This window comes from Alteromonas sp. BZK5 (assembly GCF_014349115.1).
GTDB classification, from domain to species: Bacteria; Pseudomonadota; Gammaproteobacteria; order Enterobacterales; family Alteromonadaceae; genus Alteromonas; species Alteromonas macleodii.
Map to the genome: position 1 here is coordinate 23479 of NZ_JACSOE010000013.1, position 14386 is coordinate 37864.

Below are 14386 nucleotides of genomic sequence, written 5' to 3' on the forward strand. Positions count from 1 at the left end.
CTTTATTCAACAATTGTGAAAAAGTTGTTGAGACAAAAAACGGTTTATCTTTACGCTTTACTGCGTCTCGAACGATTTCAGCTTGATATCGCCCTGTTCATCGCCTTCTTTGAACTGTTGCAGACGAACTAACGTGTAGTTAAGTGATGGCGCAAACCAAGCAAACGTCTCACGCTTATTTGAGTCGCGAATAAGCTTAACTTTTACAGTTTCAATTTTACCGAAAGGTAAAGACAATACCTCTTCATCCACCACTTGAACGCCGTAGTGACGAAGTTCGCCACGATAATTTACGAAGTGGTATTCTAAAGATGTCTTACCTTCCGCTAACTGCTTTGCAAGGTCAATACGATAAATTTGGTTATCAAATTCGCCGTTCCAATCAAATGTTTCGCCATTCTCGACTGCAATTTTGCCTTGTCCCTGATGACTAAACGTTACCTTAAGCTCTTTATCAGGTCCTGTGCCAGAACGATTATAGTAGTACTCAGAGGGTACGACGGTATTATCATTAACAGTAAAAATAGAATGTTCACTGCGTTTGTCAGACAAGAAAAACTTAGACACTTTTGACGTGTAAATTAGAGAATACTGTTGGTCACCTAATTTCGAGAGCTCAATATTCGCTTCGCCTACGTCGTCACCCCATTTGTAAGCGGTATAGGTTGCCTTGTAGGGCTGAAGCGGTAGCTCTGCACTATCCGTATTTTCTGTACTAGGGTTTGCTTGCGCGGCTACTGAAAGCGATGCTGCTAACAGTGCGCCTAAAGCAAAAGGCTTAGTCGCTTGCATAACCAGATTCTGGTAATTCTTGCTCATCTAAAACTGCCTTATTGTTTCGCATCGATAATCGGCCTGCACTAAACCAAGATAGTACAAGCGGATAGATACGACGTTCTTGTTCTTGAACACGCTCGGCCAGGTCGCTTGCTGTGTCGTCTTCAAACACAGGTACGCGGCTTTGAATGATAACAGGGCCGCCGTCGAGCTCCGGTGTAACAAAGTGCACGCTAACGCCGTGCTCCTTGTCTCCATTGTCGATAGCTCGCTGATGCGTATTCAAACCTTTGTACTTCGGCAACAAAGATGGATGAATGTTCACTAATTTTCCAGCAAAGCTGTCGACGAACTCCGGTGTTAAGATACGCATAAAGCCCGCAAGAACAACACAGTCTGCGCCAAAAGCCTCAATTTGTGCTTTGAGCGCCCCGTCATAAGACTCTCGTGAATCGAAGCCTGTATGATCTAAGCAAACCGCATTGATCCCTGCTTCTTTAGCGCGTTCCAGACCATAAGCAGTAGGGCGATTACTGATCACGCCGCTGATTTCCGCGTTCAGACGGCCTGCTTTTATTTCATCGATAATGGCTTGTAAATTGCTGCCATTACCTGAAATAAGTACGCATAGTTTGGTTACACTGTTACTCACGCGTTGATCTCTACTTGCTCTTCGCCATCTTTTGCTGCGATATCACCAATAACCCAAGCATTTTCACCGTGTTGTTTAAGAATATTCAGTGCAGCATCGGTATCGCTTTCGTCAACAACGATTACAAGGCCAACACCACAGTTAAACGTGCGGTACATTTCGTGGCGAGTCACGTTACCGTTTTCTTGTAACCAAGAGAAGATTACAGGCCATTCCCAGGTGCTTTCATCAATAACCACTTTCGCATCTTCAGGTAATACGCGAGGGATGTTCTCCCAAAAACCACCGCCCGTGATGTGAGAAATAGCGCTTACTTGCACTTCTTCAAGCAATGCCAATACTGATTTAACATAGATGCGAGTAGGCTCAAGAAGTTGGTCGATGATAGGCTTGCCGTTTAGGTCGGCGTTTACATCTGCACCACTAACTTCAATGATCTTCCTAACTAATGAGTAACCGTTTGAGTGAGGGCCCGATGAACCAAGTGCAATTAGTTTTTGACCTGGTTTAACGTTAGTGCCGTCAATAACCTTATCAGCTTCAACCACGCCTACGCAGAAGCCTGCAATATCGTAGTCGCCATCGTGATACATGCCAGGCATTTCGGCTGTTTCACCACCAATTAAAGCACAACCTGCTTGCTCACAGCCGGCGCCGATGCCGGTAACAACCGACGCGGCTACATCAACGTCAAGCTTGCCAGTTGCGTAGTAATCTAGAAAGAATAGGGGCTCAGCACCTTGAACAATAAGGTCGTTTACGCACATTGCTACTAAGTCGATACCAACACCGTCATGACGGTTAGCATCCATAGCAACTCTTAGTTTTGTACCCACGCCGTCAGTACCTGAAACAAGTAGCGGCTTTTTATATTTAGTAGGCAGTTCACAAAGTGCACCAAAACCACCCAGATTACCTTTTACTTCTGGTCTATGGGTTTTCTTGGTAACAGATTTAATGCGTTCAACAAGTTGATTACCTGCATCGATATCTACGCCTGCATCTTTGTAACTTAAAGAGGTTTTATTTTCGCTCACGGTTGGGCCCTGAAACTAAGAGGTAGAAAACCGCGGATTCTACCAGCAAGTCGTCACAAGTCCAATTTGTGAAGGCTATTTTATGCGCTTTTTGATCTTTTTTATTTTAGGGGTGAAATTAAACCCAATATAAAAGACAATAGAAGGCTATCTTTTGGTGAACATCTTGCTTGATAAAATGTCTCGCTCTAAAAAGTAGAGTGAATTGCGCGCAGGTTAGTCCAAGTTTACCGTATATAGGTAAACGAAATTAACTGACGATTCGATAGGTAAGGAATTGATTTTAAGAGAGTATGGAGTGTCAATGTTAACGGCAGTAAAGCGTAACACCAATGGAACTAATTTAACGAGAGTTAGCTTGAAAGGCATTCTGGGCATTTCATTTCTTGCTGCGCTGACTTACGCCCCCTTTATAAATGCGGCTCAACGCGTTGTGGTCAACGAAGCGCAGATTCAAGTTGAAGATCAAACTCAGCGTACCCAACAAAATGCGCTTAAAAAAGCATTAAGGCAGGTTTTTGTGAAGATGTCGGGCAGCACAAGCGTGCTCGATAATGCCGGTGTTAGAGCAGCGTTATCGTCGCCTCAATCGCTGCTTCGTTCCTATCGATTTGCTTTTGACAAAGGTAGAACGTATTACGTTGCGGAGTTCGATCAAGCAAAACTCAATGAACTTCTTCAGCGTGAAATGCTTCCGCTCTGGGGTGATAGACGCCCTGAAACGATAGTGTGGCTTGCGCAGGAAGACGAAAACGAGACTCGCGTCATCTTAGACGAATCTCTCAATACAGAATTACAACATACGCTCAAACAAACAGCGAAAGAACGAGGCGTACCATTAAGCTTGCCTTTAATGGACCTTACCGACAATGTAAATATTTCTACCTATGATGTGTGGGGACGATTTGTTGAGCCTTTGCGCAAAGCTTCTACACGCTATGGCGTCGACAACATTATTGGTGCCAGAGTTTATCGTAACGACGCGAGTGCAATTCCTGATTTGCCGGAAAATGTTGTGCCTTCTGGCACAGTAGAATCTCTTGATAGCGTGCTAGATGAAGAAGCACAGTTTAGAGCACAAACTGATGAACAAAGTTCCGAAGAGCGAAATCCGCGTGTAGATAATACGGACGCACAGCGCACTTTTTCAGATAACGTTGAGTCCGGTGCGATGAATAACGGTGTTGATGCTCAGTTAAACGACGGTTATGACGAAACAAACCAAAACTTGAATAATGCTGACGGAACCTCGGCGAAGGAGCTGGCGCAGGAAGAGAGCACAACGATGCCGTTTACCATGAACGAGTTTGCCAACTATGCGAAGCGTGCCGATGAAGGTGACTATGCACTAGACTGGGTGTTCGTTGGTGGCGGTAAGGTTAGCTATGGCAGCATATACGGTGATTCGCCCGAAGTTCTTGGCAATCAGTTAATCGATGCCTACTCAAATTATTTATCGTCGCTTTATGCAATCGTAGGAATCGAAGCGTCTGAGCGAGAAGTTATCAAGGTATCGATTGCCAATATTGGCTCGGTAAAAAGTTACGCCAGCGCTACTGACTATTTAAATAGTTTAAGTGTGATTGAAAACGCTACGCTAGTAGAGCAATCTGGTTCTGTTGCCACGTACTCACTTACATTAATTGGAACGGTGGACGATTTACTTAACAGTATTAAACTAGAAAGCAAATTACGTCCCGTAACCGATTCGTACGGACAATCCGTGAAAGGACACAGTTTCTATTGGAGCAATTAATTTAGCATGCAGCTGCCTTTGCCTGTCACGCTACCTGTTGACGAAAACTTCGATAGTTTTGTCAATACGGGTAACGAAGAAGTAGTTTCAGTCCTTAAGCAGATTGCAGATGCGCTGCCACACTGGCGCGAGGCTCCTGAATTGGGGCCATTAGCATCGCTTCAGCTGCCTTTGCTTACTTTACTAGGCAGTACCGCTATCGGTAAAAGTCACTTATTGTTTGCCACTTGTCATCAACTAGCCGAAAAATCGGTTAGTCACCTTTATTTAAATCTTAATAATTACGAAGCGTGGTCGCTCGATATTTTTGAAGGCCTAGAGAATCTTTCGTTAATCGCATTAGACAACATTCACGCGATAGCGGGCGATTTACGTTGGGAAGAAGCGTTATTCGATTTGTTAAACCGAGTGATTGAGACTAAACAAACCATGGTACTTTGTTCTAGTCACCTAGGCCCATCTAACCCGGCTTTTGTTTTACCTGACTTACGTTCTCGCTTGGCGTGGGGGGTTATTTATCACGTAAACCAACTGGATGACAATGGTCGTGAAGAAGCCGTGCGCTTACGTGCAGCGGAACGTGGATTAAAGCTATCAAACCAAGCACTACAGTTTCTTTTGCACCATAGTGAACGAGACCTAAAAAGCCTCATGTCACTATTAGCTCGTTTAGACACACGCTCACTCCAAGAACAAAAACGCTTATCGGTGGGCATGGTTAAGCGCGAGCTTAACCTAAGATAGCCAAAGCGCGAGCTTAACCTAAGATAGTCTAAGCGCGAGCTTAACCTAAGTTAGCTAAAGCGCGAGTTTAACCTGCGTTAGTCAAAGCGCTGCTGTGTTGCCGTTTATTGTTCTTTTCTTAAACTATGAGCGCTTGATGTGGTGCTAAATTCTTCTGCTACCGTCATTAGAGTTCCATCGGAAGTAACCGAATTGTTTCCGCCGTTCTGTAGCATTAACTTATCGCTCGCAGACTGTACGTTTGGATTTGTACTAGACGCAGAGTCCCGCCAGGTAATATCGTTCGGAAGCAGATAAGGGCTTGGAAGTGACGCTTGAATAGCAGGTACATCGAGTTCGGGTAAAATTCTACTTAATACGTAATCTACGCGCATAGTAACGTTATCATCATTAACACGGTTTCTCTGAGCCCAAGTGGGAATGAAACTGCCGTCTTCCAGTGTCTCTCTTGTAAATACGCCTACATCCGCTTCTGCCTCAAGCCGGTAAAGCATCATGAAGCGCTCGAATAACATGGCGAGATCTTCTCGTTCCGTAAAGTAAGAGTAGAAAGCAACCGCACCATCATCCTCAAACCAATTTGCCACTTGTAGCGCGGTATAATTTCGCTGCGCGCTTGAAGCGGTTGCGCCGCCGTATCGAACTTCGGCCAAAGCATGGAGTTGTGACGACGTAAGAGGCAATGAAGTTGTTAGCCCCGTAGAAATGGGAGAGCTGTCGTCATAAGACGACAGTGGGCTCGCGCTATTGCTGAGTTGTTGCCATTCGGTGTAGTCGAAAAAGTCATTGGCGTGAGCTAGCTCGTGGTATAGCAAATAGGTTAATGCTGCTTCTACGTCGCTCACGTCACGTGGAAGTCTATCTGCTACGTTCGCTGTGCTGATATTAGGAAAATAATAGGCCCCGTTTTTCACGTAGCGCCATGACGTCGTAAAATCGAGCTCACTACCAAAACCACTTCTATAATCTGGGCGAGTATTTAGCGTGTCTCGCTCTTGCGGTGTGCGCCAAAAGTTGTTGGCATCTAAGTAAATGGCACCAGTGGCAACCCAATAAAATGACGGGCGGATATCGTAAGAAATCACAATCGCGTTAGTTGCGCGTAGTAACTTAAGCATGTCATCACGGGTTGCTGAAGTTTCTAAATACGTTCTAAATGCATCGCCCATCCACGGATGCGAGACGTATGTTCTATCTAAAATATCATCGATAGTGGGGCTTTCGGTGACTTGGCCAATCAGTGGTAGCTGAGAGAACGTACAGCTGTTTGAAACCTGATTGTTATAAACACAATCAATAAGTGCCGACGCGTAAGGGCTGTCGGCTCTATAGGGCTGCATATGCGCGCTTACCGTTTCGGGAATACTTGTCTCGTCATCTACAAAAAAGCCGCTATTGTTAATGTCGATGTTTTTCACTAGAACTTGCGCGCTATCGGTTAACACCTCGCCATTTGAGAGTGTAACGGTACTTTCTATTTCAATGATTGTGTCGTTGCTGACTCGAGGCGCTTGAAAATATATCGAATGAGAATAATCGCCTTCATCAAAGTTGAAGTTATTGACGATTGGTCCAGACGTTTGTTGCCACGTGATATTTGAGATTGTTAACCCTTGCGAGTTAACGGTGTCAACGCGAAGAGAAACTCTGCCGCCTTCGGATGCCTCATGACCCAATCGTAATGCGGCAATCGGCGCGGTACTTTCGTTCGTTTGTAACGTTATGGTGTCTGTAAGCGTTGTGCCATTTTCTAAGCTAACGTTTACGGCGATATCGAAGCTACCTGAAGAGGTAACATCAAAGCCTATAGCCTGCGTGTGAGCACTGAGAGGCTGCTGTGATACACCCGAGACTTGCCAATCGATATCTACAATAGCGTGGCCAGTAGGCGAGGCGACAGCAAAGTCGACCGCATCGCCTACAACGGCGTTTGTAGGGCCTGAAATGCTAATGGTTGGAGGAATGGAAGGAGTGCTTGGGGCTGAACTATCGCCTGAACCAGAGCCTCCACATGCTGCAAGTAACGATAATGATGCGATTACTAATGTAAGTTCAGGCAAATGGCGTGTCATATTAACCCCTTGGCAGCATGTGTTTTCGCTGTGTATTACATGATCATTGTTGACCTTGCTCAAAGCGTGCTTTTTCTTCTTGCATCTCTTCTTTAAGCTTTTTAAGGCCCAAACCCAATTCACGACCACGTTTTCTAGCAAACGCACTACAGCCGACAAACATACCCGTGCATAGAATAATCTCTACCACTGCATACCAACGTTCATCAGGTACAGCGTATGCCACAGTGCATCCGTGAATAAGGTAAAACAAAACGACAAAATTGGCCCACGCGTGAGTATATGGCTTGCCTTTTAATATACCCCAGTAAGGTAACAGTAAAGGTAAAATATAAAACAAGGCAATAAACAAAGGAGAGTAAGTATGCTCTTTAGTAAATGTAAATTGCCACAGTGTTATCCATACGATTAACCCGGTGTGGCTTATAAGTGCGAGATAGCGATAAAAACGCGTATCTGGTGCCATGGTAATGTCTCCGAAACAATTTGTTTTTAATGTTCTTTATAAGGTCTACGTTTTATGCGCCAAATAACGTAACTGTTAGGCGTTGTCAGCTAGTTTTTTAGCGAACATTGCAAGTCGCTTACCCTGAGCAATGCATAGCGCTTTTTCATCTGCACTCAATTGCTCTGGTGCACTTAAACTGTGATGAGCGACGTGTGTTACACCGTAAGGGGTGCCACCCATTGTGGTGTTGTGTAGCGCAGGCTCACTGTAAGGTAAACCGCAAATCACCATGCCGTGATGGATAAGCGGAACCATCATGGAAAGTAATGTGGATTCCTGGCCGCCGTGCATGGAAGAAGAAGATGTAAACACGCACGCAGGCTTATCAATCAACGCGCCTTTTAACCATTGACTGCTTGTAGAATCCAAAAAATGTTTTACTGGCGCTGCCATATTGCCGAAACGCGTAGGACTACCTAACGCCAGGGCACTGCACTGTTCGAGTTCCTGAAGGGAAACCTCGGGTACAGCACTAGATGCCGCGTCATTAGCTGCATCGCTGATACTCTTGACTGTACGTACTATCACAGGAACATCTAATGACGATACTCCTTGGGCGATGGCATCAGCTAATCGCTTTGTGCTGCCGTTGCGGCTGTAATAAAGTACGAGAACAGGTTGCACTATACAATTTCCAAGACAGATTCTGGCGGACGACCAATTCTGGCTTTCTCGCCATTTATAACAATGGGACGCTCTATCAACTTAGGCGTGTGAGCCATAGCTTCAAAAAGCGCATTATCAGACAGTGCGCTATCACCTAAGTTAGCATCTTTATATTCTGCTTCTTTAGCACGCATCATATCTCTAACCGATCCAAGGTTAAGTTTTTTAAATATCTCTTTCAGTTCTTTTGCGTCAAGAGGGTGCTTTAGGTACTCAACAATAACAGGCGCTACACCTTGCTCTTCAAGTAGTGCTAGGGTTTGTCTGCTCTTTGAACAGCGAGGATTGTGAATAATGGTAATGTCTGTCATAAATACTCTTGTTCATGATTATATGAATTGGCGCGAACTATTGCGTTTTTGCCATAGAATATCAAGCAGTTTACCGATAACGGGTAATAAATTCGTACTATTCTTTGTTTACAGCATCGTTTCTGGAAAACGGTGCTTAAAAAGCGTGGTTGAATTTATGTTAGTGCGCGAAGTAAGAATCTGGCACTATGAAAAAATAGTCAAAGTTAGAAGGTTATATGTTGTTGTCACAGCCAAAAAGCAATGCAGGAAAAATAAAGCCTATACTCTTTCTAGTGCTGTTAGCGCTTGTTGCGTTTGCCGGTGCATATACGTATCAGCGTCTTCAACATGACTTTGAAACATTAGATGGAACTGCTTACCTTTGGCAAGATCTTGAGGGGAAGTGGGTTGTGGTAAATTACTTTGCGCCGTGGTGTGCACCATGTCTACGAGAAATGCCTGAGCTCGTTACATTTAATCATTCGCTACCTGATGATACCCGTCTTTTTGCTATTAATTACGATCTTAAAACGAAGCCTGAACTCAAAGCCATGGCTGAGAAGTTTGATATTGATTTGCCTGTTATTATAAGTTCGCCAGACACTAAACTGCCCATGCAAAAACCCCCTTATTTACCAGCAACGTTTATTCTTGGACCTGATGGGAAAATAAAGGATACGATAATGGGAGAAATTACGGCAGCGCATCTGCGTCAGCGCCTAGCTGAATTGAAGGGCGCTGACGAATAGCAGGGACGTGCGATGGTCTAGAGTCGTTGTAAACGCTCTTCTTGGTCGCGAAATTGTTTTATTCTCGCTCTAATTCTTTGTTTTTCAAGATGATCATCGCCTGCGAAATTATACGCATATTGAAGTTCGTCAACCGCGCGGTTATAAGCACCATAAAGTGCATATACTTCCGCTTTGCTCTGATGCATTTGCGAGAAACGTTTCGACTTTTGATACGCCTCACTCATTAACTGATGTGCCAGTTGATAATCTTTTTTAACCAGCAGGAAATCCTTAAGTAGAGACACCGCTTCTTCATATTTGTTTGCGCTTATGTAAGCATTGGCCTGGTTTAATGCCAATACTTGATTTCTAGGGTTATGCGTAACGTGAGGTCTTAGCATTTCAACGGCTTTTAAAGGCTCACCTTGCGAAATATAGATATCTGTCATAGCGTCGAGATAAAAGAGGTTTCCTCTATCTTTTGCTATTAACTCGTCCATAATGTCTTTGGCTTTTTCGATTTTTTCGGCGCGCATATAAGCAAGCGCTAAACCATATAATGACGCTTCTTTACTGCGCTGTACGTCTTGAGCCACGGCCGCTTCGAAATATTCTACAGCGTAATCAGCTTTAAACGAGTAGCGTGCCTTTATACGTGCTTTAGCCAACTCGAATTGCTTGTTAATGGGTAAGTAGCGTCTAGGGTAGTCACCAGCGCGATTTCTCGCGTCAGCAATACGGGTTTCGGTTAACGGGTGAGTAAGCAGCCTTGCGGGTGGACGAGAAACCATGCGGTACTCTTCCGCCATGGTAGAAAAGAATGAAGCAGCCGCACTCGGATCGAAGCCCGCACGAGCAAGCATTGCGATACCAATTCTATCGGCTTCTTGTTCATTTGAACGGGTATAGTCGATTTGCAATTGTGCAGAGGCTGCGGTTCCTGCCTGCATGGCCGCAATACCCGCTTCTGGGTTGGCCATCGCAATTAGCACCCCGCCAATAAGTGACGCCAAGGCTAGGGGAGATGAGCGCTGCTGCGCCTGCATACGTCGTGCTATGTGGCGTTGAGTCACATGAGAAATTTCGTGCGCTAGCACCGAAGCCAGTTCACTTTCATTTTCAGCACGACGCATTAAACCTGTGTGAACACCAATGTGACCGCCAAAAAACGCAAACGCGTTAATGGCATCATTATTTACCCAGAAAAATTCAAAAGGAAATTTGGCGTTGTCAGCATGGACAACCAATCGGTTGCCAACATCCTGTAAATATTCATCCAGCACCGGATCTGAGATTACAGGACTTTGACCGCGCATTTGCCGCATTACGGCATCGCCTACAATCATCTCTTTATCAAGCGATATGGCGTCTGACGCAACAACACCTATTTCAGGTAACGCATTTTTATTGCTGTAATTGGCATCTTGTGCAACAGCCGTGAGGCTCGATGTGAGCACGAAGGAAAGGGCAACCAAAGATGCTGAAAACTTTTTTCTCATGAACCTACAATCATTGTATATGGTTAATACTGCTTAATCCTTAGAGCGCTAAGTTGCTAAACAGTTTCAATTTTTATTTATTTCTTATATGCGTTATTTTCGAATAAACGAGACAATATCGCCTACGCTATTTCGTTTATGACACGACGTTTATACCAATGCGACACAAACGCATCCAGTTTATTCTTTTACTGTTGTAACAACCACTCTACACATTAATGCTTATACTGTAAAAACATCATACCAGTTTGATTTTGAAAGATTCTTAAGTGCTACTTATTGCTAAGTGCTAGCGCTATCAACTATGATGCGTGTCCTATTCTTAGTAATTTCTAGGCGTTTATATGATTAGCGTTTTTGGTCGTTGGTACCGACGCAAATTTTCTGATCCTGATGCAGCAATGTTGCTTATCTTGATCCTTTTGACCACGGCAGTGTTGCTATTGTGGGGCGGGCTAATTATGCCTGTGTTGGTTGCAGCAGTGATTGCGTATTTACTCGATTGGCCAGTCTGTCGCTTGGTAAATGTCGGCGTAAGTAGAACGCTCGCCTGCGTCGTTGTAATGCTCGGCTTTATCACTATAACCATATTGACCTTAATTGGCCTTGTTCCAATTATATCCAAGCAAAGCGTTAACTTGATTCAAGAAACGCCGCTAATATGGCAGAAAGCACAAGAATGGATATTAACGCTTCCGGACAAATATCCAGATTACGTTCAGGTGTATCAAATCCATCAAATGATGGAAGGTTTAAATGACAAATTGGTTGAGGTGGGCGAAACCCTTATTTCTGCTTCGTTTAGTAATATCGCCAACTTAGCTGCGTTGCTCGTTTACGTTATCCTCGTACCGCTTATGGTGTTTTTCATGCTAAAAGATAAGCTTTTCTTTTTAGACAGCATATCTCGCTTGCTGCCTAAGGAGCGACGCTTAATTACGCAAGTTGGTCACGAAATGAACTCTCAAATTGCCAACTATATTCGCGGCAAAGTGATCGAGATTATAATTGTGGGCGCGGTGAGCTGCGTAACGTTTGTATTGATGGACTTACGTTATGCTATTTTGCTTGGCGTATTGGTGGGATTTTCAGTACTTATTCCGTACATCGGTGCAGCAGTGGTTACTATACCCGTGGCCGTTGTCGCTATGTTTCAGTGGGGTATTTCACCAGAATTTTGGTATTTAATGATAGCGTACGGCATTATTCAGGCGTTAGACGGTAACTTGTTGGTACCGCTGCTATTCTCGGAGGCGGTTAGCTTGCATCCGCTTTATATAATCGTTGCAGTATTAGTGTTTGGAGGTCTTTGGGGGTTCTGGGGCGTATTTTTCGCTATTCCTCTCGCTACCCTCGTGAAGGCGGTAATTACAGCGTGGTCTAGTAACCCCGTTATTGTACCCGAAGAGGCAAAGTAGTTATTCCCATTTGGCGAACCAGTCAGCGCCATCCAGTACGAGATTCAAAACGAGTACTGATTCAAATAGGCGTTATAGGTAAACACTGACACGAATTGAACAAGTATAAAAAAGCCCCGAAAACATAATGTTATCGGGGCTTTTTAAATTCTATACCGGTTTAGCTGTTTAGATAATCAAGTACTACGGTGTGGTGTTCTTTTGTTTTGAACTTGTTGAAAACGTGCTCAATAACACCGTTTTCATCCACGAGGAATGTTTGGCGATGAATGCCATCATACTCTTTACCCATAAACTTTTTAGGTCCCCACACACCAAAAGCGTCGGCAACGGCGTGGTCTTCATCAGAAAGCAACGTAAAGTTTAGGTTTTCTTTTTCGATGAATTTAGGCAGGCGTTTAACTGCATCTGGGCTAATTCCTAGCACAACCACATTTTTCGCCGTTAGTTCTTCGTTTACGTCGCGTAAGCCCTGGGCTTGTACTGTGCAACCTGGCGTCATCGCTTTAGGGTAAAAATAAACCAGTACTTTTTTACCTGCGAAATCAGCTAAAGATACGGTTTCATCATTTTGGTTCTGCAATGAGAATTGTGGGGCTTTATCACCAGCTTGTAACGTTTTCATTGGGATCCTTTTTTTGTTTGTCTACAACTTTGCCTGTCACATTTAACGAAGTGAACAGGGACATTAGATCAGATTCTAGTGCGTCTACATTTTCATTAGAGGGAAGAGAAACAACAAATTTGCAACGCATGTTGTCTTTACCCGATGTCTTGTCTTTAAATGTGCGTTGTCTAAATGCGCTTATCATTGCATGACGCTCGGCAAAAAAGCCGGTTACCGCTTTAATCAAGCCAGCTGCGTCTTCTCCGCTAAACTCGACATTAAAAAGATGGGCGAGGTTTTGCTTTTCGTGATGGCTAGTGCGCTTCATCATAGAAAGCAGGTCAAGGCGCTGAAATAGCGCAGGTAAAATACATTCAGCTTTTGTGATAGCGCTTTGCGTTCCTTCTATGATCATGGTCAGCGAGAACTCTTTGCCGTAAATGGCTTGCCTGCTATCTAGAATATTGCACTGAGCTTCTGATACCGTCGTTGCAATTTCGCTTAAAATGCCACTTTTGTCTGTCCCCAGAATAGTGACGATAAGTTGGTGTTTCGACATCTACTTCACTTCAATGTTAATAATGTCGGGATGTTAGCACAGAGTTTTTTTATAAGTCAGCGCCTTTTTCTGGCCTTTGAATAAGATATTGTCAAATTCTTGTCATTTTACTTGCGCTATTACTTGTGTTTAAGCACCGACATATTTACCATGTGCGCTCACATTTTTCGGAGAGATTATGTTTACTGGTAGTTACGTAGCACTCGTCACGCCGATGTTCGAAAACGGCGATATTGATTACAAGTCTTTAGAGAAACTTGTGAAGTTTCATGTAGAGCAGGGCACCCACGGTATAGTGTCGGTTGGAACTACTGGTGAGTCAGCAACGCTACCTTTTGATGAACACATCAATGTGGTTAAAGAAACCGTTGCTATGGCATCGGGAGCAATTCCGGTTATTGCCGGCAGTGGCGCAAACTCTACGGCAGAGGCTATTTTTCTTACAGAGCAATTAGGCTCTACAGGTATAGACGGTTTCCTAAGCGTAGTACCTTATTACAATAAGCCTCAACAGGCGGGTATGGTCGCGCACTTTAATGCAATTGCAGACGCTAGTGACTTACCTGTTATTCTTTACAATGTGCCAGGCCGCACCGTAGCCGACATGCTGCCTGAAACGGTGGCTAAATTAGCAACGCACAAAAATATCGTTGGTCTTAAAGACGCGACTGGCAATATTGCACGCCTTAAGGCTACTCAGCCTTTGGTTCCTGATGACTTCGTTTTACTTAGCGGCGATGATGGTTCAAGCTGCGAGTTTATGTGTGAAGGCGGTCATGGCGTTATCTCCGTAACGGCTAACATAGTGCCTAAAGCAATCGCACAAATGTGTGAAGCTGCGCTAGAAAATAATTTTGATAAATGTCGCGATATCGATGAAACCATTAAATTACTTCACAGCGAACTATTTATTGAACCAAATCCAGTAATGCCGAAGTGGGCATTGTATAAAATGGGCATGATGGAAAGCGCAGTTATGCGATTACCTATGGTTTTACCGGAACTATCAAGCCAAAAACGTATCGAAGAACTACTAAAAAAATACGCATTGATTTCTGGTTAATAAG

The 14386-nt window shown here is 44.1% G+C and carries 15 protein-coding genes; 5 read left to right on the plus strand and 10 right to left on the minus strand.

Annotated elements, in window-relative coordinates; all coding sequences use genetic code 11:
- Positions 1-57 precede the first annotated feature (57 nt).
- Genes BIZ39_RS05670 through purM form a run of 3 tightly spaced genes read right to left on the minus strand, consistent with a single transcriptional unit; the run spans position 58 to position 2466 of the window.
- Positions 58-819, minus strand: a complete 762-nt coding sequence (locus tag BIZ39_RS05670; RefSeq protein WP_231506486.1) for a DUF3108 domain-containing protein — start codon at positions 817-819, stop codon at positions 58-60.
- Entirely contained in the window at positions 779-1429 is a 651-nt protein-coding gene (gene purN, locus BIZ39_RS05675) for a phosphoribosylglycinamide formyltransferase (protein ID WP_014979424.1), read from the minus strand. The genes BIZ39_RS05670 and purN overlap by 41 nt, the downstream gene beginning before the upstream one ends.
- Positions 1426-2466 carry a phosphoribosylformylglycinamidine cyclo-ligase gene (purM, locus tag BIZ39_RS05680; RefSeq protein WP_187446555.1) on the minus strand — a complete coding sequence of 347 codons (1041 nt, stop codon included), beginning with the start codon at positions 2464-2466 and terminating at the stop codon, positions 1426-1428. The genes purN and purM overlap by 4 nt, the downstream gene beginning before the upstream one ends.
- A 304-nt stretch (positions 2467-2770) precedes the next feature.
- Here purM and BIZ39_RS05685 point away from each other — a divergent pair, with 304 nt between their 5' ends.
- The gene (locus tag BIZ39_RS05685; protein WP_187446556.1) at positions 2771-4222 is read left to right on the plus strand and encodes a DUF2066 domain-containing protein; all 1452 of its coding nucleotides are present in this window, start codon (positions 2771-2773) and stop codon (positions 4220-4222) included.
- A 6-nt stretch (positions 4223-4228) separates the two neighbouring features.
- Positions 4229-4966, plus strand: coding sequence for a DnaA regulatory inactivator Hda (gene hda / locus BIZ39_RS05690; RefSeq protein WP_168463074.1), 738 nt, complete (start codon positions 4229-4231; stop codon positions 4964-4966).
- A 104-nt stretch (positions 4967-5070) separates the two neighbouring features.
- On the opposite strand, the gene BIZ39_RS05695 is transcribed toward hda, so the two are convergent.
- The 4 genes from BIZ39_RS05695 to arsC all read right to left on the minus strand — a co-directional run bounded on the left by BIZ39_RS05695 (position 5071) and on the right by arsC (position 8523).
- Entirely contained in the window at positions 5071-7038 is a 1968-nt protein-coding gene (locus tag BIZ39_RS05695; RefSeq protein ID WP_187446557.1) for a hypothetical protein, read from the minus strand.
- A gap of 43 nt (positions 7039-7081) precedes the next feature.
- Entirely contained in the window at positions 7082-7504 is a 423-nt protein-coding gene (locus BIZ39_RS05700) for a DUF2069 domain-containing protein (protein ID WP_039220793.1), read from the minus strand.
- A 75-nt stretch (positions 7505-7579) separates the two neighbouring features.
- A complete protein-coding gene (wrbA, locus tag BIZ39_RS05705) occupies positions 7580-8170 on the minus strand; it encodes an NAD(P)H:quinone oxidoreductase (protein WP_014976683.1) in 591 nt (196 codons plus the stop codon).
- Positions 8170-8523, minus strand: coding sequence for an arsenate reductase (glutaredoxin) (arsC, locus tag BIZ39_RS05710; RefSeq protein ID WP_187446558.1), 354 nt, complete (start codon positions 8521-8523; stop codon positions 8170-8172). Before arsC ends, wrbA begins: the two co-directional genes overlap by 1 nt.
- A 218-nt stretch (positions 8524-8741) precedes the next feature.
- Here arsC and BIZ39_RS05715 point away from each other — a divergent pair, with 218 nt between their 5' ends.
- Positions 8742-9254 (plus strand): TlpA family protein disulfide reductase, encoded by a 513-nt coding sequence (locus BIZ39_RS05715; protein WP_039234605.1) that lies wholly within the window; start codon positions 8742-8744, stop codon positions 9252-9254.
- Between the two features lie 17 nt (positions 9255-9271).
- Here BIZ39_RS05715 and BIZ39_RS05720 read toward each other — a convergent pair whose 3' ends face one another.
- A complete protein-coding gene (locus BIZ39_RS05720; protein ID WP_014949664.1) occupies positions 9272-10735 on the minus strand; it encodes a M48 family metalloprotease in 1464 nt (487 codons plus the stop codon).
- A gap of 344 nt (positions 10736-11079) precedes the next feature.
- On the opposite strand from BIZ39_RS05720, the gene BIZ39_RS05725 reads away from it, so the two are divergent.
- Positions 11080-12153 (plus strand): AI-2E family transporter, encoded by a 1074-nt coding sequence (locus BIZ39_RS05725; protein WP_014949663.1) that lies wholly within the window; start codon positions 11080-11082, stop codon positions 12151-12153.
- 160 nt (positions 12154-12313) lie between these two features.
- Here the strand turns inward: BIZ39_RS05725 and bcp are convergent, their stop codons facing one another.
- Both bcp and BIZ39_RS05735 read right to left on the minus strand, forming a co-directional pair.
- Entirely contained in the window at positions 12314-12778 is a 465-nt protein-coding gene (gene bcp / locus BIZ39_RS05730) for a thioredoxin-dependent thiol peroxidase (RefSeq protein ID WP_014949662.1), read from the minus strand.
- On the minus strand, positions 12756-13319 hold the full coding sequence (locus tag BIZ39_RS05735; protein WP_014949661.1) for a glycine cleavage system protein R: 564 nt from the start codon (positions 13317-13319) through the stop codon (positions 12756-12758). Before BIZ39_RS05735 ends, bcp begins: the two co-directional genes overlap by 23 nt.
- A gap of 178 nt (positions 13320-13497) precedes the next feature.
- On the opposite strand from BIZ39_RS05735, the gene dapA reads away from it, so the two are divergent.
- Complete coding sequence (dapA, locus tag BIZ39_RS05740; protein ID WP_014949660.1) at positions 13498-14382, plus strand: 4-hydroxy-tetrahydrodipicolinate synthase; 885 nt, start codon at positions 13498-13500, stop codon at positions 14380-14382.
- The last annotated feature ends 4 nt before the right edge of the window (positions 14383-14386 follow it).

Coding starts and splice junctions, on each gene's coding strand:
- BIZ39_RS05720 (WP_014949664.1), bottom strand. CDS start 10,735: ATGAGAAAAAAGTTTTCAGCATCTTTGGTTGCCCTTTCCTTCGTGCTC.
- arsC (WP_187446558.1), bottom strand. CDS start 8,523: ATGACAGACATTACCATTATTCACAATCCTCGCTGTTCAAAGAGCAGA.
- BIZ39_RS05695 (WP_187446557.1), bottom strand. CDS start 7,038: ATGACACGCCATTTGCCTGAACTTACATTAGTAATCGCATCATTATCG.
- BIZ39_RS05685 (WP_187446556.1), top strand. CDS start 2,771: ATGTTAACGGCAGTAAAGCGTAACACCAATGGAACTAATTTAACGAGA.
- BIZ39_RS05735 (WP_014949661.1), bottom strand. CDS start 13,319: ATGTCGAAACACCAACTTATCGTCACTATTCTGGGGACAGACAAAAGT.
- BIZ39_RS05715 (WP_039234605.1), top strand. CDS start 8,742: ATGTTGTTGTCACAGCCAAAAAGCAATGCAGGAAAAATAAAGCCTATA.
- bcp (WP_014949662.1), bottom strand. CDS start 12,778: ATGAAAACGTTACAAGCTGGTGATAAAGCCCCACAATTCTCATTGCAG.
- hda (WP_168463074.1), top strand. CDS start 4,229: ATGCAGCTGCCTTTGCCTGTCACGCTACCTGTTGACGAAAACTTCGAT.
- BIZ39_RS05700 (WP_039220793.1), bottom strand. CDS start 7,504: ATGGCACCAGATACGCGTTTTTATCGCTATCTCGCACTTATAAGCCAC.
- dapA (WP_014949660.1), top strand. CDS start 13,498: ATGTTTACTGGTAGTTACGTAGCACTCGTCACGCCGATGTTCGAAAAC.
- BIZ39_RS05725 (WP_014949663.1), top strand. CDS start 11,080: ATGATTAGCGTTTTTGGTCGTTGGTACCGACGCAAATTTTCTGATCCT.
- BIZ39_RS05670 (WP_231506486.1), bottom strand. CDS start 819: ATGAGCAAGAATTACCAGAATCTGGTTATGCAAGCGACTAAGCCTTTT.